This is a genomic window from Bradyrhizobium sp. LHD-71 (assembly GCF_031157255.1).
Classification (GTDB): Bacteria; Pseudomonadota; Alphaproteobacteria; order Rhizobiales; family Xanthobacteraceae; genus P52-10.
In genome coordinates this window covers 1-21,541 of sequence record NZ_JAVIFX010000016.1, presented here as the reverse complement: position 1 = coordinate 21,541, position 21,541 = coordinate 1, and the positions used below count along the sequence as shown (strand labels likewise).

Sequence of the window (21,541 nt, the reverse complement as noted above, 5' to 3'; positions counted from 1 at the left end):
GCGGCCATGCGTCAGACCTCGGCCCAAGGCACTACGACGTCTTCGCCAAGATGCCGGGTGCGAAACGCGCTAACCCGGAAGGTACGCGCCAGGACGGATTCGGCCAGCGCGTCGTGGGGCGTGCCCTGGATGACCAACCGACCGTCGGCTAGCACCAGCACATTATCGGCGAAGCGGGCCGCGAGCCCCAGTTCGTGACTGACCACGACCACCAGCGCGCCGTCGTCGGCAATACGGCGAAGCAGCCGCATGGCATCGATCTGGTACCGCGGATCAAGCGATGCGGTCGGCTCGTCCGCAAGGACGACCGGCGCTCCGACCGCGATCACGCGTGCGAGCGCGACGCGACTTCGTTCGCCGCCTGACAGCTCGTTCACATTGCGGTCGGAAAGCAAATCAAGGTCCGACAGCGCCATCGCCCGCGAGACCGCCGCTTGGTCGGCATCGTTCAGGCGCGCAGGATCGTTCGCGCCGTGAGGATAGCGTCCGAGCGCTACCACGTCACGTACGGACAGAGGCCAATGCACGACGTGGCCTTGCGGCAGATAGGCAATTTTTCGCGCACGCTCGCGGATCGACAGCCCGGATACATCGTCCTCGGCGACACGAACGATGCCCTGGAAGGGCAGCAGGCCGGCAATGGCCTTGAGCAGCGTGGTCTTGCCTGCGCCATTCGGGCCGACCAGTGCGACGACGGATCGCCGCGGTAGTGCGAGCGACACGTCGTGAAGCACGCCACGGCCTGACCGGCTTACACTCACATCCTGCATGACAAGAAAAGACTCGCTCACGAGAGCCCTCCACCGAGCGTTCGTCGTTCACGAACGATGAGATACAGGAAGAACGGCACGCCAATGATCGAGGTCAGCACGCCGACTTTGATATCGGTGGTCGAGGGGATGATCCGCACCGCGATGTCCGCAGCCAGCAGCAGCGCTGCGCCCGCAAGCGCCGATGGTAACAGCAATCGAGTGGGGTCATGACCGACCAGCGGCCGCAGCAGGTGCGGGGCGATCAACCCGATGAAACCGATCGTTCCGGAAACCGCAACGGAGCCGCCGACCCCAAGCGCGACGCCGGCGATCACCGCCAGCCGCAACGCACCGACATTGACGCCTAGACTCTGGGCGGCCTCCTCGCCAAGGCTCAGGACACGAAAGGCGTGCCGCCGGCTCAACAGGATCACCGCGCCCGCGACGATGAACGGCAACGCCAGCACGACATGGCGGAAGCTGCGGTCCTCGAGTGAGCCCAAGAGCCAGAACGCAATTTCCAGCGCCGCAAACGGGTTCGGTGACAGGTTCATCGCCAATGCCGTCATGGCACCGGCAAGGCTGGATATCGCAAGCCCGGCCAGGATCAGCAGCAACAGGCTGGCGTTCCGTCCGGCGACGGCCAGCAGCAGGAACACCGACGCAAACGCAAAGCTGATTCCTGCAAGCGGCAGAACGAAAGACCGAACATCCGCAAGACCGAGCGCGATGACCAGCACCGCACCGAATGCAGCCGACTGCGGCGCGCCGAACAACGAGGGCGAGGCCAGCGGGTTGCGCAGCAAGCCCTGCAGCGCGGCGCCCGAGAGACCGAGAATAGCGCCGATCGCGACACCAAGGATCGCCCGCGGCAGGCGAATTTCCTGAACGATGATGCGCTGCTCCTCAGTGGCGCCGCCGAACAACGCCTGCGCGACGACCAGCGGCGACAGCCTGACGGGCCCGATCGCCAACGACACGATCGCCAGAAGAAGAACCAGCGCCGAGAAGGTCAGGAGCAGGCCGCGCGACGACCTTGAAGCAGCACTCACCATGAGCCACTTAGCCCAGCATAGATTGCCGGTCCCGTTGTGCCAAAGTTCAGCACTTCCTGATATCGCTGGTTCAGAATGTTCTCCCCGCGCGCAAACACCTTCCAGGTGCCATTGAAGCGGTAGTCCGTGTAGAGATCAACGCGGGTATACGCGGACAGCGGCCCGGTCTCGTTTGCACCACTGAAGCGCTCGGAGACGGTGACGACCCGTGGCTCGATCAGCCACTCGGGTACCGGCGTAATGCTGACAGCTACGCGCGCCACATGCTCCGGCCGACGGGCGAGAGTGAGGTTGGTCCGTCCATCCTTGGCTCGCAAATTCGTGTACGCCGCACTCAGGCGCACGTAGGCTGGTATGATCTCCATATCGATCGATACTTCGAGGCCCGATGTCTCGGCGCGCGAGACATTAAAGTAGCGCATTGCGCTGGTGTCGAACTCGATCAAGTCGCGGAAGCTGTTGGCGAACCCTGTCAGTGAGAGGTTCACACGTCCTCCGAAGAGCCCTTGATCGATGCCGGCGTCGTAGCCGAAGCTCTCCTCCGGATTGAGGTTCGGATTGCCGAACGTCGGCGCATAGAGCTGAAACAGTGTCGGCGCCTTGGCGCCAGTCCCCGCGCTCGCCCGCAGCTTCGTTCCCGTTTCGAAGATCGAATAGGCGGCCGTGGCCCGCCATGTTTCGAAGCGTGCCACGTCTGCAACGTCGTCGATGCGGCCGCCTAGCGTCACATTAAGGCGCTCGCCAACCGGCAATTGCCACAGCGCAAAGCCCGACCGGGTGTCCTGCGTGGCGCCCAGCGTCGGCACCTTGGAGCGCGGCACTGGCAGCAGCGCGGTCGAGAAGGTCGACGCCGTTTCGTGCTCGACCTTCGCACCGTAGACCAGCGACCCAAACGCGCCCATGCGGAAAGTACCTTGATACTCCGCCCCTACCCTGTCGCCGATGAAGTCGGAGACGATGCGCGTCGTGCTGGCCGGCAGCATGTTGTTGCGGAAGGTCGTCTCGTCAAATCTCCGGTCGTTGCGATTGGCAAAGACATTGAGGCTGTGGGTGAGACGGCCTTCGAGCGTATCGACGCTGGCGCGCGCGTTGACCTGACTGAACCATCGGTCCGCCACCGCGGGCGTGTCAGGAAACGCCCCGGTCGCCGCATCGAAATCCGATCGTGTGAAGGACGACAGCGCAGCGGCGTCGAACCGATAGCCTTCACCGGAATCGAATCCAACGCGCGCCGACCCGGCAAGACGGGCAAAGCCGTCAGACTCCAGGTTCGGGAAACGCGCCTCGATCGCGGGAATGCGGTAGCCGTAACGGGAGAAGCCGTCGCTCCGCTGTAACGCTGCGGTCGCTATGTATGACCACGGACCTCTGGACCCGGAGACGGCACCCGTTCCTGCCACGGTACCGTAGCTACCACCCTCGATCCTGGCGTCGGTGCGCAATGGCCCGCCACCCTTCCGGGTGATGATGTTGATGACACCGCCGATGGCGTCCGAACCGTAGACCGCGCTCTGCGGGCCGCGCAGCACCTCGATGCGATCGATCGCCCCCGGTGGAAACATCGCGAAGTCGAAGTCTCCGCTGGCGTTCGCGGCATCGTTGGCGCGGACGCCATCGATCAGCACCAGCGTCTGCCCGGTGTTGGCGCCGCGCAGACGCACGGTTGTCGTCGCCCCTGGCCCGCCCGATTCGCTGACGTCGAGTCCCGGGACCGTCCGCAGCGCATCGACAAGCGACGTGGGATTGGTGGCCGCGATCGTTGCGCCATTGATGACGCTGATTGCGCTTCCGGTGCGGTCGAGAGAGACGGGCACTCGGTCGGCCGTGACCACCAGTTCCGGCAATGTTTCCGAGGCCGACTGCGCAAGCGAGGTTTGGGCCGAAGCCATGAACACGAGGCAGCACAACGCTGTTTGGGCAAATGGCCGCATCGCGTTCAATGACCCAGAGCCTGTCGATCGTCGTCAGGCTGCTCATTCGCGCCGAGCGAATCCGCGCAGCAAAGACCGTTCGGGAACCGGCGCAGCGCCTCGATACGGTCGACGTCACCTGCAAGCAGATCGCCGAGATGAAACGAGCGGTTCGGGTTACCTGGATCACTGACGTCAATGCCATCGGCTGCGAACGTGGCGGTAAGCGACGCAGAGTGCAGCAACGGCTGAAGGTGCAGCCTGGATATGAATAGAGTCGGACTCATCGCGAGGGCCTCGGGCGACAGCATTGTGGCACGTCACCGCGAATGAATCCCTCACCGCTGCGCTGCGCAGCCGTTCAGGCACCTACCGACACACCCCGATCGATATCTCGCGTGTGACCACGGCTGACGGCAGGTCTCCTGGCTCGCGGATCACCGCCTGCCGTCGCCTTCCCGGGGGCCGAGGACCCAGTGGCACGTGACAACAGACTCACCGCTCACAGTTGCGGGGGCAGCCGCAGCTTGATTGACCGGCAGGACCGGTCAACGCTCTGCGTTCCCATTTTAATCCGCTAAGAAGTTACAGACCTCTCGCGAAACCGTCGCTCGCAAGTAGGGAAGTGGCGCGGAGGATGTCAATCAGATGGCGCCACTCGGGCTCAAGGCGGCAGTCAGCTGTGGCAGATTGGAGACACTCTCAGGTGCCTCAGATGGCGAACCGCTTCGCTCCTCTTTAGTACTCTACCGAAGGAAGATCTCTAACGACGGCGATCGCCGGGCGGCTTCCGCGACGCGGAGCGAAATCTTCAAGCTAGGATTGTCCGTCTGGCTTCATATAGCGTGCGAATCCTGAGTGCAGCACAGAATTAGTGTGTCGCATCCATTTCCAAACGCGTCCCACAAGCTTGCTGGGAGCGAGGTTTGTGCGTGCTCGATCGTTGTATCATGCAGGCTGACTGCCACAGCTTTGCTCTGCGGTCGCTTCCTGGGCATGAGGATCGCCTGGTGACGTCGCCCACCCCAGCTCTACTATCGTCACGATCCGCCGGCCCACACCGTCAAGCTGGCAGACGATAAGACCTCGTTCCTCGATGTATGTCAGCAGGTGCCGTGCACGCCGCAACGAATGCGTGCCATAGGCGCGGGCAATCGCCGCATCACTCGGGCAAGGCAAGCCTTCCTTCGCTGCACCGGCGATCATCATGAAAACGCCCTGCATATCCTCGGGCAGAATGGAGGCGCGAATCGAGATATCCTGCCATGCAGCATCCTGTGTCATATCAGAGCCGAGCCCGGCGCGAGCGCGCGTCAACATGCGCCGGAAGTCACCCAGGTCCGGTACGGCCGAGCCGAGGCCCTCGATTCGGCAGCGGACAACGAACTCCTGATAAAGGACGCTGACTGCACGGAATCCCGCATCGGGCTCTGCCAGGAGGGCCTGCAGAATCCGGTCCACTCGCTCACGCCGCTTTGTCAGTTCTTCAGCGCTGAGCGGCTGTTCGGCTGATTGTGAACGAGTCTCTGGTGCTGCAGACCCTGCCGCCATGAGCTGGCCAAGAAGGTCCGGCGCCGATCGGCGTTGGGGCCGGATCCCCTCGGCTGGTGGCGCCGCCAGGATTACAGCGCGTGCGTCCTCCAGTGTCGCTTCTGGCAGCGGCATGAGTCGCGGAGTCGCATTGCGCGGTCGTGTGTCCGTTGGACCGATGCGTAGTGCCAGGGGTCGGCGGGAGAGGGCTGGACCCAACGCCATGAACTGTCCACGCTCCAGGTCACGAAACGAATCCGCCTGTCGTCGCTCCATGCCCAGAAGGTCGGTGGCGCGCGCCATGTCGATATCCAGGAACGTGCGCCCCATAAGAAAATTGGAAGCTTCCGCAGCGACGTTCTTGGCGAGCTTCGCCAAGCGCTGGGTTGCGATAATCCCCGCAAGTCCGCGTTTGCGGCCGCGGCACATCAGGTTCGTCATGGCGCCGAGAGAGAGCTTGCGCGCCTCATCTGACACCTCCCCAGCGACTGCCGGTGCGAAAAGCTGTGCCTCATCAACCACAACCAGCATCGGATACCAGTGATCGCGCGGGACCTCGAAAAGCCCGCCGAGGAAAGCGGCGGCGCGCCGCATTTGGTTCTCCGCATTGAGGCCCTCGAGATTGAGCACGGCGGAGACGCGATGAATGCGCGCTCGCTCGCCAGCGACCTGCAGGGCCCGCTCAGTATGCTCCTCGGCGTCGATCACGAGGTGGCCGAAACGGTCGGCTAATTCAACAAAGTCACCTTCGGGGTCGATGATGGTTTGCTGCACCCAGGGAGCGCTCTGTTCCAACAGTCTGCGCAGCAGATGGGATTTGCCGGAGCCTGAATTGCCCTGCACCAAGAGTCGGGTTGCCAGCAGTTCCTCAAGGTCCAGAGCCACCGTGGCGCCAGCGGTGGTGTGTCCCATCTCAATCGCAACGGTCATATTTCGACTCAAAGTCTCCTTGCAGCGTGGGCTTATCAACCCGATCGTAGTCAGTCGAGCGCACTCGAAGCCTTGATACCGGGCGCATGAGCGAAAGAGGGCAAAATCCGAAGGCGGGTCGGTAATTTCCGGAGGTGCCAAGAACGCCTAACCGCCGAGCGCGAGGCGCGCATCAATAAGATGAATCAGAGAATACTGCATCTGCATCACAAGATGCGCTCCCACATCCGAAGCCAACCTCGTCCAGTTCTGGAAAGGCGCGTCCGCCGAGTTCAAGGCGGTTCAGGATGGCCTCGGCTATCTGAGTCGGCGGCGCTTCTCATCGCCCGACTTGACCCAGCTATAGACGAAACGATCAGGCTCCCTACTACAACGGGAGCTCGACGGTCATACTGCCCTCCGCGTGATTGCCGAGGCTGTTGACACCGATCGCATCAACCGTCACGGTTCCTCGCCCTTCGACAAGCTCCGCGCTTCGCACAGAACCCGTGAGTCGCATGGTGTCTCCGGCGTAGTTCGGCCGACCGAGGCGCAGCTCGTGCGCGCGAATGAGTGCATCCGGACCGGTCCAGTCGGTTAGATAGCGGCCAAGAATCCCCGACGTCGTCATCATGTTCATGAAGATGTCCGGATGCCCGCGCCGACGGATCATCTGATAGTCGTGGTGCACATCCTGAAAGTCCTGGCTTGCAAGGGCGCCCGCGATGATCAGCGTCGGTGAGATCTTGACGGTCAGCGTCGGAAGCGTGTCCCCCGCCTTGACCTCACCGAACCGCAACGTGCGCGTCGCAAAGGCCGGCCTCGGTGCAAAGCGCAGGTCAGGAGGAGTTGCCGGCCGAGACCCGGCGTCATTCTTGGCAGCCGGCGGCTGCGGCGCGCTCTTCCGTTCAGGCGCGCTCTTCCGTTCAAAAGGCTTTGAACGCAGATAGCGTTGCCGGATGGTCGCGACCGGCTCCTCACCGACGAACACGTCGATCCGCATGGTCGCGAAATAACCTTCGCCGATTTTTGTGTGCTTCGGTCCGACGATTTCCTCGATAATCCACGATGAAAAGCGCGGCGTCTCGCCGGGCCGGAGATAGCGCGCGAACGTGTACGACATGTTCGTGACTGCGGGCGACGCATAGCCGTGCCCCTCCAACAGTTCGTTCAGTTCATCGCGAAGGGTGCGCTGCGCGGGCGTGCGCCGTTGTCCGCCCGGCGCCACGTAGTGATAGGGCGTTCCATCCGGGAGGAACGCCTGATCGGCCTCGCACGCGAGACCCGGCATCATCCAGCTGTAGAGCCAGAGCGGAGGCGCGACGAGCCCCTTGTGGATCGAGTTTCGCGCGAAGGCCTCGTCGGTGTAGATGGGATTGCGATCGCCGACGGCGTCGGTCATCTGCTTGATGACGGCAACACTCACCGGTGCCGGTGCGTCAAAGCCGCGGCGATCGGCACCGGCTCCCGCAAACGCCGCAATCCGCTTCGCGAACCCAGGATCGATCGAAGTGGTTTTCTGTTCAGATGCGGTTGCCGACATTGCTCTTATCCTGGTGATTGAAACCTCTTCGCCCGGCCCCGACATCATACATTGTCATTGCACATACCGATTGGAATGCTACCCGTCAGCGTCTTGCGACAAGCTGCGCAGGCGCGCCTCCGCGTCGTCGCGCAACTTCGTCTTCTGGACCTTGCTGCCGTTGGCACTGGGTGTGGTCGGGAACTCATCGACGACAAAGACCTTTGCAGGCACCTTGTATTTGGCAAGGCGCCCAGCGGTGTAAGAGATGATGTCCTGTTCGTTCACGGTCGCGCCCGACCGGGCAATGACAAAGGCAATGGGGCGCGCGGCGCCACCAAACTGAACACCGACGATCTGGCAGCTCTCCACCGTCGGATGCTGCTGGACCAGATCCTCGATCTCGGCCGGACTGACGAGGAAGCCGCCGAGCCGCAGCGTATCGCCCATGCGCGCGAGATAGGCAAAGGAACCGTCCGCCTCGACATAACCGAGGTCGCCGCTGCGGAAATAGCCGTCCTCCGTGGTTGCAGCCGACGTCGCCTCCGCGTCGTTCAGGTAGCCGACGAAACGGCTCTCCGGAGCAAAGAACTCAAGCTCTCCGGTCTCGCCCGGCGGGCAGATCTTTCCGGTTTCGGGATCGCGCGCCCTCACTTTGGCGCGGGCGCTTGCGAAAATCCCGCCCGGGCGGCCGCGGATTTCGGCCGACGCAGTGCGGTCGCTTAACGACAGCAGGGCCTGCATCTCGGACGAGCCGTAGAGGTTGACGACCTCCACCTTTCGCTTCTGCCCGCGCTCGACGATATCAGCGTAGGCCGGATTGAGATTGGCGCAGACGACGAACTCGATGCTCGACAGGACTTTGTCGTCAGGACACGCATCCAGCAGCTGCGCGGCGGCCTCGTTCGAGGCCGTGAGATGCGTCGCGCGGTGAGTCCGTAGCAGTTGCGCGTACAGCACTGGATTCCACGTCGGCGTAAGAATGAGCGGAGCGCCTGCGACCAGCGCAACCATCGCGCTGCAAAGGCCGTAGACGCCGCAGAACGGCGGCACCAGCAAGAAGCGGTTCGCCGGGGACATGCCGTACTGCTGCCCGACGTTGAAGCCATGAGCGAGCACGTTGCGCTGGCTGTGAAGGACCAGCTTCGGAGCCTTGGTCGTGCCGGACGTGGTGAAGATGACGCAAGGGTCGTCCGGCGCACCATGGTTGACCGACATTGGCGGAGAGTTCAGCAGGCGCGCAAACGGTACGGCAGGTTTTCCCGCGACAGACGGCGGCTGCGGCCTCTCCTCTTCTTCATAAAGAATCAGCGTCTCGAGCTTGCCGACGGCTTCTGTGCTGCAACTTGCAAGAATTCCGGCAAAGTCGATGTCCTTGTAGGTCGGCCAATAGATCAAGATCTTGGCGCCTGACCGAGAGAGAAGATCGCCGACTTCGGCGCTGCGAAAGCGCGTATTGATCGACACTGCGATCGCGCCAAGCTGCGCACAAGCAAAAAACGACACCAGCCAGGCCGATCGATTGGGCAGCCATATTGCGACGCGATCGCCCCTGCCGACGCCAAGCCCCGCAAGGCCCGCGGCCATCGCACGGCTTCGCTGAGCGAACGTCGCCCACGAAAGGGACTCGTCCTCTTCGATCATGCAGGTTGTTGGCGAAGCACTCCTTGCCGACGCCAGGTCGAACAGCGTCTGTGCGCGTTCGCCCGCATCCGCGTCTGCTCCGTCTTCCAGCTTGGTAGCCACCATGGCCAACGCCCTCCCGCTGCGAGCTCCCCTTCCGTCAACGACCGCGCATGTGCTGTGTCGCCTCCTCGTCGGTCCGCAGCCACAGTTCACGCGCCATCGGCTTGCGTGATTCCTCGAGGATATGACCGACGAGGCCGACGGCACGCGCCATGACACCCAGCCCGCGGCAGATCTGCCAGTCAAAGCCCATCTCGCAGCAGAGCGCTCCCAGAATTCCGGTCGCGTTGCAGGGCAGCGGCCGTCCCTTGTTGCGCTCGGCTTCCTGCGCGATCGTCTGAATGAGTTTGACGTACGGCCCTTCGAAGCCGGTTTCCTTGGCGATCTCGATCAGCCTTGGCGTGCGCGGATCGATCGGCTTGTGGAACGGATGTCCGATGCCCGGAAGGATGGCCCGTTCCTGATTGAATTTCGCGACGACCTGCTTTGCGATTGCAGCATGCTCGGATGCGGGCAACGGCTTTGGCATTGCGTCGTAAAGCATCTTTGCAGAGCCCTCGATGCTGCCGACAAAAACCGTGCCGAGGCCGCATAGGCCTGCGGCGACCGCCGCCTGGATGGATTCCGGCGCGCCGATATAGGTGAGACGCGCCGCGATTGCACTCGGCGTCAGCCCATGCTCGACCAGCGTCACCAGCATGGCGTTGAACATTCTGGACTCGTTCTCGTTGGGCGTCCGCGCCGTCAATTCGAGGAACGCCATGTCCCCGAAGCTGAGGCGACCGAGAATCTCGCTCGGAAAATCGCGGCCGAACAGCGTGATCGAATCCGGCGCGCTCCAGCCGATGTCGCTGCGAAGTGGTTCTTTGGCCATTCTTGTTTCCTTCCCGCTTTGGCGCCCGGCGCCTGTCTCAACCGGCTTTCATCGCCGCCTGTTTGCCCGCCTCACTGCAGATCAATGACCGCTCGCGCTTCATGCCTTCAATCTCGTCGGTGCCAAAGCCGAGTTCGGCGAGTATCTCGACGCTATGTTCACCGAGGTTGGGCGGCAACCGCCGAAGCGAAGTCAGCGGCTCGGACGAGTTGATCGGGAAGCCGATCAGCCGCAGCGAACCCTCCGTCGGGTGTTCGACCTGTGGAAACATACCGCGCGCCTCGAGATGGGGATCCTCGAGCAGATCCGCCGGCGAATTGACCTTGCCGAACAGGATGTCGTTCTCAAGCAACGCATCGACCCATTGCTGCGTCGTTCGATCCGGCATGACCTTGTCGATAATCGCATAGAGCTCCTGGAAGCGGCGACTGCGTTCGACCGGATCGGCCAGGCTTTTGTCGTCGGCAAGGTCGTTCCGTCCGATGAGACGGAAGAAGCGCAGCCATTGCGCCGTGGTGTAAGGCAGCACGCAAAGAAACCCGTCGCGCGTGCGGTAGGGCCGTCGCTCGGGGTTGATGACGCGCGAATAGCCGGCTTCGCCCAGCGGAGGCTCAAAGGTCCGCCCCGCCATGTGCTCGGGCATGACGAAAGCCACCATGGTTTCGAACATGGGCACCTCGATGGACTGGCCACGCCCGGTCTTCATGCGATGGATCACCGCGGCGAGCACGGCATTGACCAGCGACAGGCCTACAGCCTTGTCGGCTACCACCGAGGCAACAAGCTGCAGGCTGCCGGATGCGGATCGCTGCAGGTCGGCGAGGCCCGACATCGCCTGGATCGTGTCGTCGGCCGCAGGCCGCCCCGCGTAAGGACCGTGGTCGGAATAACCATAGGCCGCGCAGAAGATGATGTCCGGTTTGATCGCGCGGATCGACTCGTAGTCGAGGCCGAGCCCCTTCATCGCGCTCGACCGCAAGTTCGACAGAATGATATCGGCGCTCATGATCAGTCGCCGCGCCGCTTCCCGGCCAGCCGCAGACTTGACGTCGAGCGCAAGGCTTCGCTTGTTGCGATTGAACTGAATAAATGTATGGCTCATCGACGGCGAGCGTTGCGGCAGCACGTGCCGGAACACGTCCCCGGTCGGCGGCTCGAGCTTGATCACGTCCGCGCCAAAATCGCCGAGAATCTGGCCGGCGAGCGGTCCCATTCCAAGCGACGTCATGTCGATAACGCGAAGACCTGCGAGCGGACCGCTCTCCGAGACTGGCTGCGACATTCTTGCGTTTATCCTTGGTTCGATAACGGCTGTGGACGTATCCGCGCGTCAGGCACCATTTGCAAACTCCAGAATTTCCTTGGCTGTCTTGGCGTGAGCCGCATCGATGTGCTCGCCTTCGTACATCACCGACGCTCGCCCCTCCCGGGCCGCTCGCTCGAATGCTTCGACCATTCCGCGATAGTAGCGAAGCTGTTGGTCGCTGGGCGTGAAGATGGCATTTACGACAGCGGCGTTGCTGGGGTGAAGGATAGTTTCCCCGCTCATGCCAAGCCTGCGATTGAGCGTCGCATAGGCCTTCAGCCCTTCCAAATCGTGGACCTGCTGCCAGATGCCGCCGATCGGCAGCTTGCCGGCCGCGCGCGCCGCCATGACGGTGCGGGACTTCAGGTAGTGCGACTCAAACGAATCCTCCGACCACTCGAAACCCATGGCGCGCGCGAGATCGGCATTCTTCGCGCTGGCGCCGATCAATGCCGTAACCCGTTCGGCCTTGGCGCACTCATAGGCAAGTTGCAGGGAGCGCGGCGTCTCGAGCGCCGGCACGATACCCACCGTCCCGCGCGTCACGCTGTTTCGCCGCTCGGCCTCGCCGATCAGTGCGGCAGCGAGCGCAATGTCCTCCGGACCGTTCGGCATCGGCAGCACGATGCCTTCGAGGCCGCTCTGCACGACAGCCATGACGTCCTCAAAACTGAACAGGTCGGGCGAGCGATTGACCCGGACGTAGGTGCGTTGTCCAGCGTTGACGAGGCCGACGATCTTTCGCGCAACGAGTGCCCGCGCGCCTTCCTTCTCATGCGCCGGCACACTGTCCTCGAGATCGAGGATCACGGCATCGGCACCTGACGCGGGACACTTGTCGATCCAGCCTTCGCGGTTACCCGGAACGAACAGAAACGAGCGAATGGGCTTCATGACAGGCGTCCGTCAGTAGGATTTCGGCAGCTCCAGGACCCGCTCGGCGATGTAGCACAGGACCAGGTTCGGGCTGACCGGAACGATCCGCGTCAAGAGCGACTCTCGCAGGAAACGTTCGACGTGGAATTCCTTGGCATAACCATAGCCGCCATAGGTCATCACCGCACGCGAACACGCCTCGTAGGCAGCCTCACCGCAGAGATACTTTGCGGCATTGGCCTCAGCGCCGCACGGCTCGCCCGCGTCGTAAAGGGTTGCAGCCTTCTGCATCATCAGGTTTGCCGATTCGAGTTTCATCCAGCTGTCCGCGAGCGGATGCTGGACGCCCTGGTTCATGCCGATCGAGCGATTGAAAACGACGCGTTCCCTCGCGTAATTCGTTGCATAGCGAAGCGCCGCGCGCGACAGGCCGATGGCCTCGGCGGCGACCATGATCCGCTCGGGATTGAGGCCGTCGAAAAGATAATACAGCCCTTTGCCCTCCTCGCCGATGCGATCCTCTTCCGGGATTGGCATGCCGTCGAAGTGAAGCTGGCACGACTCCATGGCGTTTCGGCCGAGTTTTGCAATCTTGCGGGTCTCGACATATTTGCGGTCGAGCTTTGTGTAGAACAGGCTCAATCCGTCGATCGGGCGCTTGCAATCCTCGATCGACGTCGTCCGCGCGATCAGGAGAACGCGGTCGGCCACGCTGCCCATCGTCGGCCAGACCTTTTCGCCAGTGAACACATACTTGCGGCCCGACTTGACCGCACGATAGCGCAATCGGGTTGTGTCGATTCCGGCGTCAGGCTCGGTGATCGCGAGACAGGCACGCTCCTTGCCGCTGATCAGAGGCGGCAACATCCGCTCGCGCTGCTCGACCGTCCCGTGCACCGCAATCGCCTTGGGGATGAAGACATAAGAGTGAACGGTCGATGCGCCGTTCATGCCGGCTCCGGACTCGGCGATGGTCTGCATCACCATCGCCGCCGTCGCGATGCTTTGCCCGGACCCGCCCTGCTCCTCCGGCAGAGTCAATGCGGTGAACCCGCCCTTCACCATCTGCTGGAAGAACTCTTCGGGGAAAAGCTCTTCGCTGTCGCATTTGCGCCAGTAGTCGAGATCGAACTTCGAGCAGATGCTCTCGACGGTTCGCTTTATCTCCAGCTGTTCCGGATTGTACGAGAAGTCCATCGCTCTCCCTCGCCCGCATCCTCGCGACGACCGATGCACGAAGCTGCCGCGTTTCTTTCCCTGAGCACGCTGTTTGTCGACGTTGAACCGCCGTAAACCTCTTGACAGCGCCCTCCAATCACACATACCGATCGGTATGTCATATGTCAACCGAACCAGCGACGTGCAAGCACGTGCATTCGTTCCGCCTGTTCAGCGGCCGGCAATGATCGGCCGCTCGGGGACGAGCGTCAATTGCACGCGATGCAATGCAGCCAGCCGCGCGATTTGCCGCACGAGAGACGCATGAAGAACAGCAACGACACGTGGTACGACGCGGTCATCATCGGCGCAGGCCTCACCGGCATGTACCAGCTTTACTTGCTCAGGAAGGCCGGTCTTTCCGTGCGGGGTTTCGATGCCGCAGGCGACGTCGGCGGGACCTGGTACTGGAACCGATATCCGGGCTGCCGCGTGGACACCGAGAGCTATGTCTACTGCTACGGCTTTTCCGACGAGCTGTTGAATGAATGGAGCTGGAGCGAGCGCTTCGCGTCCCAGCCCGAGGTCCTGCGGTACCTGAATTTCGCTGCCGACAAGATGGACGTCCGGCGTGACTTCCAGTTCAACACGCGCGTGACGGGCGCCCGCTACGACGAGATGCGCAATGCATGGACTGTCGAGCTCGAAGACGGAGATCGCGTCACGACTCGTTACCTGATCTCGGCGACAGGCCCTTTGTCGGCGGCGCAAATGCCTGCCTACGACGGCGCCGCATCATTTCGCGGCGAGTCGTTCCACTCCTACTACTGGCCGCGCGATCCATCCGGCAGCACCGCAGGTGAGACGGCCGATTTCACCGGCAAGCGGGTCGCCGTGATCGGCACCGGCGCGACCGGCGTGCAGATCATCACCGAGGTCGCAAAAAGCGCCGGCGAGCTGTTCGTCTTCCAGCGCACGCCCAACTGGTGCATTCCGCTCGGCAACGGACCGCTGGTTGCTGCAGAAATGGACGAGATCAAGAGCCGCTACGGCGACATCCTCGACTTCTGCAAGACCACGCCCACGTCGTTTCCCTACATGCCCATCAACATGTCCGCGCTCGATGTCAGCAAGATGGAACGCGACGCCCTGTTCGAGAGGCTCTACAACACGCCCGGCTACGGTATCTGGCTCGGAAACTACAAGGATACCTGGAGCAGCAAGGCTGCCAACGGTGTGGTCAGCGAGTTCGTGGCCAGCAAGATCCGCGAACGGGTCAAGGATCAGATCGTCGCGGAAAAGCTGATCCCGAAGAACCACGGCTTCGGCACGCGGCGTGTACCGATGGAATCCGGCTACTACGAAGTCTATAATCAGAGCAACGTCCACCTTGTCGACATCAAGGAAACGCCGATCGAGCGCATCACACAGGAAGGGATCGCAACGAGCGCGCATCGCTACGAGCTCGACGTTATCATCTACGCCACCGGGTTCGACGCCTTGACCGGAGCACTCGACCGCATGGAGATACGCGGCAGAAGCGGACTGACCTTGAAGGAGGCATGGGCGGCAGATCCGCAGACCTACCTCGGCCTGCAGATTGCAGGCTTTCCCAATTTCTTCACGCTTGTCGCAGCCCAGAACGGCGCCAGCTTCTGCAATATCGCCATGTGCAGCCAGATGCAGGTCGAGTGGGTCACCGACATGATCCGGCATATGCAACAGAATGGATTCAACCATTCCGAGCTGAGCGCTGCCGCACAGGATGGCTGGACCGCCGAGATCAAGCGGCTGTTGGCAAAGACATTGCTGGGCGAGGTCGATTCATGGTTCGTCGGCGTCAACACGAATGTCGCGGGCAAGAGCGAACGTCGTGCGCTCGTCTATACCGGAGGCGGCCCCGCCTACCGCGCGATCTGTGCGGAGGTCGCGGCCGGTGGCTACGAAGGTTTTCAATTGAAGCGGACAGCCCAATCGAAGGCTGCGGCCAAGGATTAGCGCTTCGCCACGCTCGACATGATGAAGTCCACGATTCCCGAGATAATCTTGTCTCGATCCTGTGCCTTCTCACGCTGAGGCTGGAACCAGACGGTAAACCAGTTCAGCACTCCGAGCAGCGACTTGTTGGCGATGTCGGAGTCGACACTGCGGAATTCGCCGGATCGCATGCCGTCCTCGATGACGCTGCGAAACAGCTGCTCGAATTCGCGCCGTCGTACGATGAGCCTGCGCAGGATCAGCCGCTCCGCCGGGGTCGTGCTGCCGAGCAGATACAATTCCACGCCCTGGCGCGCGGCGCACATATATGGAAAGTGAAGAATGATCAGCCGAAGCTGCTCCTCGGTCATCGCCTTCAGACGTTCGCTTGCCGACTGACCGGAGCGCGCGATTGGCACCATGCCGCCGAGGTTGATATCCATCGCTCGCTGATGCACCGCGAAGAACAGCTCGGCCTTGCTGTCGAAGTGATGATAGATCATGCCCTTCGTCGCCTTCAGCTGAAGGCAGATATCGTTGATCGAGGTCGCGCCGTAGCCGTTCTTCATGAAGGCTTCGGCCGCCGCCTGCACGATCCGCCTTCGCGCTTCCTCGACGGCTTCCGGTAGCATCTGGCCCTGTGACGGCTTCTCGGACAGCGAGGCCTTCAGCGTCTTGCCTCGTCTGGTCGCAGTTGCCATGCGCGTGCTCTCTCCGGTTGTGCAGAAATGCCCTTGTAGGCGGTCCGCCGCAATAGCGGAAGTGCGATCAAATCGTCCACCCATCCCGTCCCCAAGGCGTCTTCGATGACTGAAGCGCTGCTCCGCGTCGGAGTTGACATATCACATACCGATCGGTATGTAAGGAGAAAACGTTGTCGGGTCGGACAATCTCGATCCTGCACGACAACAATAATAAATAGGAGGGGCAATGGGCCGCCGTGCATCTGGACTGCATCAGACCGTCGCGGCGTTGACGCTTATCACGCTGCTTTCTGCCCCCACAGTGCGCGCTCAGGAGGATTTTCCGAGCAAACGCTTCGAGCTCATTATTCCCTACGGCGCAGGCGCGGCAACTGACGCTTTCGCCCGCATCGTCGCGGAAGGCCTGGGCCGGCAGACCGGGCAGCCCATCATTGCAATCAACCGCCCCGGTGCAAATCAAATGATCGCCGTACGTGCTGCGCTGGCCGCTCCTGCCGACGGCTACACGGTATTGATGCTCGCAAGTGGCGTCGTCATCGAGCAGGTCTTGAAGAAGGACGTCAATTTCGACGTTCGGAAGGACGTTGTCCCGATCGCGCGAGCCGCGCAGGCGCCGCTCGGCCTGTTCGTCAGCAACAGCCTTCCGGTGTCTTCAGTGAAGGAGCTGATCGACTACGTCAAGAAGAACCCGGGCAAGATCAACTACGCCAGCGCTGGCGTTGGCTCCATCGCGCATCTGACGACCGAGCGCTTCAAGCTCGCGACCGGCACCGACCTGGTGCACGTGCCCTATCCAGGCGGCACCGGACCGATCAGCATCGCTATGATCACCGGCGATGTCGGCGTCTTCATCAACGAAATGGGAAGCATGCGCGCGCTGGCCGCCGACGGAAAGATCAAGGCGCTGGCGGCCCTTGCCAACACGCGCTCGCTGGCGTTTCCCGACGTGCCCGCAATCTCCGAGGTCGGCATTCCCGAACTGCAGGACATCTTCTTCCCATTCTTCTTCGGGTTCTTTGTCGCGCCCGGGACGGATCCGACCAAGGTTGAGAAGCTTGCGACCGCCGTCAATGCAGCGCTTGCCGATCCAGCGACACGCGAACGACTGGTGACGCTCGGTTACGACCCCGCCCTGCTTGGTGGAACAAAACCGTCGGATTTTCGCAAGATCGTCAACGAGGAGCTCGCCCGGGTCGAAACGGTCGTCCGCGACGCGCGCATTCCCGCGCAATAGGGACACCCAAACTCTCGCGGGAGGTCTTCGTGACTCGCCTCGTTCTGACTGTTGCTGCTGTTCTGTCGATCTCGGTGCCGGCGGCAGCGCGGGCGCAGGAGTTTCCGAGCCGTCCCGTCACCCGGGTGGTTCCGTTCACGCCGGGTGGCGTCACCGACGCCAGCGCGCGCGTGATGTCGAAGGCGTTCTCGGAAACGCTCGGCGCGCCCGTGATCATCGAGAACAAGCCGGGCGCGGGCGGCATCGTCGGCACCGAGTTCGTGGCACAGTCGAAGCCGGATGGCTACACGATCCTGTTCGCGTCGTCCGGGCCGCTCGCGACGAACCCGTATCTCTACAAGAAGCTCACCTACGACCCGATCAAGTCATTCACGCCATTGCATACGATGTGGGAGGCCGCCTCGATCCTGGTCGTGAATTCCGACAAGCCCTACAAGACACTCGGCGAACTCATCGAATTCGCTCGCAAGAACCCGGGCAAGATCAACTTCAGCTCGGCCGGCCAGGGAACCAATCCGCATCTGATTGGCGAAATGCTGCAACAGGAGGCCGGCATTCAGCTCACACACGTTCCCTACAAGGGATCTGCGCCGGCGATGCTGGATCTCGTGGCCGGCGTCGTCGATGTGAGCTTCGATTTCCATACAGTCGTGAAGCCGCACCTTCTGTCCGGCAAGCTGAGGGCGATCGCGGTGACCGGCGCCGAACGCCTCAAAGACCTGCCCGACGTGCCGACCTTGCGGGAGTCGGACTATCCCAACGCCGTATTGACGGGCTGGACGACCATCGTGGCAGCCGCCGGAACTCCGAAACCGATCGCCGACAAGCTGTCCGAAGCCTTCGCGGAGGCGCTGAAGAAGCAAGAGGTGATCGACTTCTTTCGCGATAACAACCTGGCGATGATGGCACCGCGAGCCGGCGACGAACTCAAGGCGTTCATCGTCTCCGAGAACGTCAAGTTCAAAGGGTTGGTCGAGAAGTCGGGCGCGCGGATCGATTAATGCCTGCCGGCACGTGTCAATTGATCGTCGCGCTTACGTCGTCGCGCAACGTGAACGTTTTGTCTTTACGCTGCAGCTAACCGCAGGTGTGCTCAGCGCGCTATGTCGCCAGCTGGATCAACCGCGGCGCAAAAGACCCGGCCGCCCTCAAGGCAGCCGGGCAAGTCATGGTAGGAACGCCCTACTGGGCATACCACGGCAAGGACTCTCGCCGGGCCTTGGACGGCATCGAGGGCCGAATTGAAGAAACTTAGAGTCGGTTGGCGCGGAGGAAATTGACGATGCCGGAAAAGTCCTTGGCGCCGAAGCCGTCGCCAACAAATCGGTTGAACAACATTGCCGCTTCGGCGCCGAGCGGCGTTGAAGCAGTCGCGTGGAGTGCCGCATCCTGCGCAAGCTTCAGGTCCTTCAGCATCATCGCCGCGGTGAAGCCCGCCTGATAATCGCGATTAGCGGGCGATGTCGGTACCGGGCCCGGAACCGGACAATACGTCGTCAGCGACCAGCATTGGCCGGACGACTTCGAGGTGACATCGAATAGCTTCTGATGGTCGAGCCCCAGCTTCTCGGCGAGCACAAACGCTTCGGCGATCGCGATCATCGAAACGCCGAGCACCATGTTGTTGCAGATTTTCGCCGCCTGGCCGTTTCCTGCGCCTCCGGCGTGAACGACGGTCTTGCCCATCGCCTCAAGATAGGGCTTTGCCATTGCGAAGGCATCCTCGGCACCGCCAACCATGAACGTCAGCGTCGCGCCTTGCGCGCCGCCAACGCCGCCGGAGACGGGCGCATCGAGCATCGGCAGCCCACGGTCCGCGGCAACCGATGCGATCTCGCGCGCAGTCGCGACATCGATGGTCGAGCAATCGATCAGCAACGTGCCAGCTCTGGCTTTCGCGATCAGGCCTTCGCCGCCGAGGTAGATCGCGCGCGCCTCCTTGCCTGATGGCAGCATCGTCACGACGACGGTCGCGTTCCGCGCCACGCCGCTGACATCCGCCGCGGCCTTGCCGCCGGCAGCAGTCAGCTTTTCGACCGACGCGGTGACGACGTCGAAGCCCGTTACATCATGACCCTCCTTGATGAGGTTCTGCGCCATCGGCAGCCCCATGTTGCCGAGCCCGATAAATCCGATGTGAGTCATGCCCCTCTCCTTTGCATCAATCCGCGAGTATGCTGCGGCTGACGATGAGCCGCATGACCTCATTGGTGCCCTCGAGAATCTGGTGCACGCGCACGTCGCGCAACACCCGTTCGATCGGATGATCCTGCAGGTAGCCATAGCCGCCGTGTAGCTGCAGGCAGCCATTGACGACCTCGAACCCGACGTCGGTCGCGAAGCGTTTTGCCATCGCGGCGAGCTTCGTCGCGGTAGGATCGCGCTCGCCGACCGCGCAAGCGGCGCGGCGCAGCATCAGCCGCGCAACCTCGAGCTCTGTCGCGTAGTCAGCGACACGGAATTGCAGCGCTTGAAAGTCGGCAAGCCGCGTGCCGAACTGCTTGCGTTCGCGCATGTAGTCAACGGTTCGGTCGAGGCATAACTGGGCGCCACCAAGCGAACATGCAGCGATATTCAAGCGGCCACCGTCGAGGCCCGCCATCGCGATCTTGAAGCCTTCACCTTCCTGACCGACCAGGTTTTCAGCCGGCACGCGACAGTTCTCGAAGGTCACCGCCGCCGTCGGCTGCGACTTCCAGCCAAGCTTTTTCTCCTGCGCGCCAAAATTAAGACCCGGCGTGCCGCTTTCGATCACGAGGCAGGAGATGCCTTTCGGTCCCGCGCCGCCGGTCCGCACCATCACGACATAGACTCCAGAGCGCCCGCCGCCGGAAACAAAAGCTTTTGCGCCGTTGACCACGTAGTGGTCGCCGTCGCGCTCCGCCCTCGTGGTGAGGCTCGCCGCGTCCGAGCCCGCGCCGGGCTCCGTCAGGCAGTAGCTCGCGAAGTGCTCCATCTGGCAGAGCTTTGGCAAAAGCCTCTGCCGCAACGCCTCGCCACCGAACGTGTCGATCATCCACGCGGCCATGTTGTGGATGGAGATGTAAGCCGCCGTCGACGTGCAGCCCTGCGCCAGCTCCTCGAAGATGAGCGTCGCGTCGAGCCGCGTCAGCGCCGAACCGCCAACGTCGTCGCGGACATAAATACCGCCGAAGCCAAGCGCGGCCGCCCGCCTCAGCGTGTCGATCGGAAATATCGACGCCTCGTCCCATTCGGCGGCATGCGGCATCATTTCGGCTTGCGCAAACGCGCGGGCGCTGTCCTGAAAGGCGCGCTGCTCGTCGGTGAGACGGAAGTCCATGGCCTCGCGGTCACTTCATCGTCGGGATCGTGAACTCGGCACCGTCCTTAGTGCCGGACGGCCAGCGCGAGGTGACGGTCTTGGTCTTGGTGTAGAAGCGGATCGAATCCGGCCCGTGCTGGTTGAGGTCGCCGAAGCCGGACGCCTTCCAGCCACCGAAGGTGTGGTACGCGAGCGGCACGGGAATCGCGAAGTTCACGCCCACCATGCCGACCTGAACGCGGCTGGTGAAGTCGCGCGCGGTGTCGCCGTCGCGGGTGAAGATCGATACGCCGTTGCCGTATTCATGCTCGGACGGCAGCCGCACCGCCTCCTCGTAATTCTTCGCCCGCACGACGCTCAGCACCGGGCCGAAGATCTCCTCCTTGTAGATGCGCATGTCCGACGTCACGTCGTCGAACAGGCTACCGCCAATGAAGAAGCCTTTTTCGTAGCCCTGCATCTTGAAGCCGCGGCCATCGACCCTGAGTTTGGCCCCTTCCTTGATGCCGATATCGATGTAGCTTTTCACCCGCTCGACCGCATCGCGCGTCACCATCGGTCCGTAGTCGGCGCCCGCGTCGGAGGAAAGACCGACTTTCAGTCCCTCCACGCGCGGAATAAGCTTCTCCACCAGCTTGTCGGCCGTGGCCTTGCCGACCGGCACCGCAACCGAAATCGCCATGCAGCGTTCGCCGGCCGAGCCGTAGCCGGCGCCAATCAGCGCATCCACCGCCTGGTCCATGTCGGCATCCGGCATGACGATCA

Annotated in this window: 18 protein-coding genes and 1 riboswitch; of the genes, 4 read left to right on the top strand and 14 right to left on the bottom strand. The window is 62.5% G+C overall.

Annotated features, from left to right (window positions below; translation table 11 throughout):
• Positions 1–11 precede the first annotated feature (11 nt).
• Genes RCO31_RS18480 through RCO31_RS18470 form a run of 3 tightly spaced genes read right to left on the bottom strand, consistent with a single transcriptional unit; the run spans position 12 to position 3,696 of the window.
• Positions 12–791, bottom strand: coding sequence for an ABC transporter ATP-binding protein (locus tag RCO31_RS18480; RefSeq protein WP_308969910.1), 780 nt, complete (start codon positions 789–791; stop codon positions 12–14).
• Positions 788–1,807, bottom strand: a complete 1,020-nt coding sequence (locus tag RCO31_RS18475) for an iron ABC transporter permease (protein ID WP_308969909.1) — start codon at positions 1,805–1,807, stop codon at positions 788–790. Before RCO31_RS18475 ends, RCO31_RS18480 begins: the two co-directional genes overlap by 4 nt.
• Positions 1,801–3,696: a TonB-dependent receptor domain-containing protein gene (locus tag RCO31_RS18470; protein WP_308969908.1), complete on the bottom strand. Its 1,896-nt coding sequence runs from the start codon at positions 3,694–3,696 to the stop codon at positions 1,801–1,803. Before RCO31_RS18470 ends, RCO31_RS18475 begins: the two co-directional genes overlap by 7 nt.
• 50 nt (positions 3,697–3,746) lie before the next feature.
• Between RCO31_RS18470 and RCO31_RS18465 the strand changes: the two genes are divergently transcribed.
• The gene (locus RCO31_RS18465; RefSeq protein WP_308969907.1) at positions 3,747–3,992 is read left to right on the top strand and encodes a hypothetical protein; all 246 of its coding nucleotides are present in this window, start codon (positions 3,747–3,749) and stop codon (positions 3,990–3,992) included.
• A gap of 122 nt (positions 3,993–4,114) precedes the next feature.
• Positions 4,115–4,341, bottom strand: a riboswitch (cobalamin riboswitch).
• A gap of 324 nt (positions 4,342–4,665) precedes the next feature.
• Here RCO31_RS18465 and RCO31_RS18460 read toward each other — a convergent pair.
• The 7 genes from RCO31_RS18460 to RCO31_RS18430 all read right to left on the bottom strand — a co-directional run bounded on the left by RCO31_RS18460 (position 4,666) and on the right by RCO31_RS18430 (position 13,617).
• Positions 4,666–6,177, bottom strand: a complete 1,512-nt coding sequence (locus RCO31_RS18460; protein ID WP_308969906.1) for an ATP-binding protein — start codon at positions 6,175–6,177, stop codon at positions 4,666–4,668.
• Positions 6,178–6,544: 367 nt separating this feature from the next.
• Positions 6,545–7,699 (bottom strand): MaoC family dehydratase N-terminal domain-containing protein, encoded by a 1,155-nt coding sequence (locus RCO31_RS18455; protein WP_308969905.1) that lies wholly within the window; start codon positions 7,697–7,699, stop codon positions 6,545–6,547.
• 78 nt (positions 7,700–7,777) lie between these two features.
• The gene (locus RCO31_RS18450) at positions 7,778–9,427 is read right to left on the bottom strand and encodes an AMP-binding protein (RefSeq protein WP_308969904.1); all 1,650 of its coding nucleotides are present in this window, start codon (positions 9,425–9,427) and stop codon (positions 7,778–7,780) included.
• Between the two features lie 34 nt (positions 9,428–9,461).
• A complete protein-coding gene (locus RCO31_RS18445) occupies positions 9,462–10,238 on the bottom strand; it encodes a citryl-CoA lyase (protein WP_308969903.1) in 777 nt (258 codons plus the stop codon).
• Positions 10,239–10,275: 37 nt separating this feature from the next.
• Positions 10,276–11,520: a CoA transferase gene (locus RCO31_RS18440; RefSeq protein WP_308969902.1), complete on the bottom strand. Its 1,245-nt coding sequence runs from the start codon at positions 11,518–11,520 to the stop codon at positions 10,276–10,278.
• 48 nt (positions 11,521–11,568) lie between these two features.
• On the bottom strand, positions 11,569–12,438 hold the full coding sequence (locus tag RCO31_RS18435; protein ID WP_308969901.1) for a CoA ester lyase: 870 nt from the start codon (positions 12,436–12,438) through the stop codon (positions 11,569–11,571).
• Between the two features lie 12 nt (positions 12,439–12,450).
• Positions 12,451–13,617 carry an acyl-CoA dehydrogenase family protein gene (locus RCO31_RS18430; protein ID WP_308969900.1) on the bottom strand — a complete coding sequence of 389 codons (1,167 nt, stop codon included), beginning with the start codon at positions 13,615–13,617 and terminating at the stop codon, positions 12,451–12,453.
• Positions 13,618–13,902: 285 nt separating this feature from the next.
• On the opposite strand from RCO31_RS18430, the gene RCO31_RS18425 reads away from it, so the two are divergent.
• Positions 13,903–15,576: an NAD(P)/FAD-dependent oxidoreductase gene (locus RCO31_RS18425; RefSeq protein ID WP_308969899.1), complete on the top strand. Its 1,674-nt coding sequence runs from the start codon at positions 13,903–13,905 to the stop codon at positions 15,574–15,576.
• Here the strand turns inward: RCO31_RS18425 and RCO31_RS18420 are convergent.
• Positions 15,573–16,256 carry a TetR/AcrR family transcriptional regulator gene (locus RCO31_RS18420; RefSeq protein ID WP_308969898.1) on the bottom strand — a complete coding sequence of 228 codons (684 nt, stop codon included), beginning with the start codon at positions 16,254–16,256 and terminating at the stop codon, positions 15,573–15,575. The two genes, RCO31_RS18425 and RCO31_RS18420, sit on opposite strands and share 4 nt — an antisense overlap.
• Positions 16,257–16,485: 229 nt before the next feature.
• Between RCO31_RS18420 and RCO31_RS18415 the strand changes: the two genes are divergently transcribed.
• The gene (locus RCO31_RS18415; protein WP_308969897.1) at positions 16,486–17,493 is read left to right on the top strand and encodes a tripartite tricarboxylate transporter substrate binding protein; all 1,008 of its coding nucleotides are present in this window, start codon (positions 16,486–16,488) and stop codon (positions 17,491–17,493) included.
• A gap of 29 nt (positions 17,494–17,522) precedes the next feature.
• Positions 17,523–18,494, top strand: a complete 972-nt coding sequence (locus RCO31_RS18410; RefSeq protein ID WP_308969896.1) for a tripartite tricarboxylate transporter substrate binding protein — start codon at positions 17,523–17,525, stop codon at positions 18,492–18,494.
• A 250-nt stretch (positions 18,495–18,744) separates the two neighbouring features.
• Here RCO31_RS18410 and mmsB read toward each other — a convergent pair whose 3' ends face one another.
• From mmsB to RCO31_RS18395, 3 genes are all read right to left on the bottom strand, one after another.
• Positions 18,745–19,638, bottom strand: a complete 894-nt coding sequence (gene mmsB, locus RCO31_RS18405; protein ID WP_308969895.1) for a 3-hydroxyisobutyrate dehydrogenase — start codon at positions 19,636–19,638, stop codon at positions 18,745–18,747.
• 16 nt (positions 19,639–19,654) lie between these two features.
• Positions 19,655–20,794 carry an acyl-CoA dehydrogenase family protein gene (locus RCO31_RS18400; RefSeq protein WP_308969894.1) on the bottom strand — a complete coding sequence of 380 codons (1,140 nt, stop codon included), beginning with the start codon at positions 20,792–20,794 and terminating at the stop codon, positions 19,655–19,657.
• A 10-nt stretch (positions 20,795–20,804) separates the two neighbouring features.
• Positions 20,805–21,541, bottom strand: a 737-nt coding sequence (locus RCO31_RS18395) for an aldehyde dehydrogenase family protein (RefSeq protein ID WP_308969893.1), incomplete at its 5' end; no start/stop codon positions are given.

What these genes read in the sequence shown, in the direction of transcription:
- RCO31_RS18445 (WP_308969903.1), bottom strand. Translation starts at nt 10,238, where the DNA reads ATGGCCAAAGAACCACTTCGCAGCGACATCGGCTGGAGCGCGCCGGAT.
- RCO31_RS18415 (WP_308969897.1), top strand. Translation starts at nt 16,486, where the DNA reads ATGGGCCGCCGTGCATCTGGACTGCATCAGACCGTCGCGGCGTTGACG.
- RCO31_RS18450 (WP_308969904.1), bottom strand. Translation starts at nt 9,427, where the DNA reads ATGGTGGCTACCAAGCTGGAAGACGGAGCAGACGCGGATGCGGGCGAA.
- RCO31_RS18460 (WP_308969906.1), bottom strand. Translation starts at nt 6,177, where the DNA reads ATGACCGTTGCGATTGAGATGGGACACACCACCGCTGGCGCCACGGTG.
- RCO31_RS18455 (WP_308969905.1), bottom strand. Translation starts at nt 7,699, where the DNA reads ATGTCGGCAACCGCATCTGAACAGAAAACCACTTCGATCGATCCTGGG.
- RCO31_RS18465 (WP_308969907.1), top strand. Translation starts at nt 3,747, where the DNA reads ATGACCCAGAGCCTGTCGATCGTCGTCAGGCTGCTCATTCGCGCCGAG.
- RCO31_RS18425 (WP_308969899.1), top strand. Translation starts at nt 13,903, where the DNA reads ATGAAGAACAGCAACGACACGTGGTACGACGCGGTCATCATCGGCGCA.
- RCO31_RS18475 (WP_308969909.1), bottom strand. Translation starts at nt 1,807, where the DNA reads ATGGTGAGTGCTGCTTCAAGGTCGTCGCGCGGCCTGCTCCTGACCTTC.
- RCO31_RS18420 (WP_308969898.1), bottom strand. Translation starts at nt 16,256, where the DNA reads ATGGCAACTGCGACCAGACGAGGCAAGACGCTGAAGGCCTCGCTGTCC.
- mmsB (WP_308969895.1), bottom strand. Translation starts at nt 19,638, where the DNA reads ATGACTCACATCGGATTTATCGGGCTCGGCAACATGGGGCTGCCGATG.
- RCO31_RS18435 (WP_308969901.1), bottom strand. Translation starts at nt 12,438, where the DNA reads ATGAAGCCCATTCGCTCGTTTCTGTTCGTTCCGGGTAACCGCGAAGGC.
- RCO31_RS18440 (WP_308969902.1), bottom strand. Translation starts at nt 11,520, where the DNA reads ATGTCGCAGCCAGTCTCGGAGAGCGGTCCGCTCGCAGGTCTTCGCGTT.
- RCO31_RS18430 (WP_308969900.1), bottom strand. Translation starts at nt 13,617, where the DNA reads ATGGACTTCTCGTACAATCCGGAACAGCTGGAGATAAAGCGAACCGTC.
- RCO31_RS18470 (WP_308969908.1), bottom strand. Translation starts at nt 3,696, where the DNA reads ATGGCTTCGGCCCAAACCTCGCTTGCGCAGTCGGCCTCGGAAACATTG.
- RCO31_RS18400 (WP_308969894.1), bottom strand. Translation starts at nt 20,794, where the DNA reads ATGGACTTCCGTCTCACCGACGAGCAGCGCGCCTTTCAGGACAGCGCC.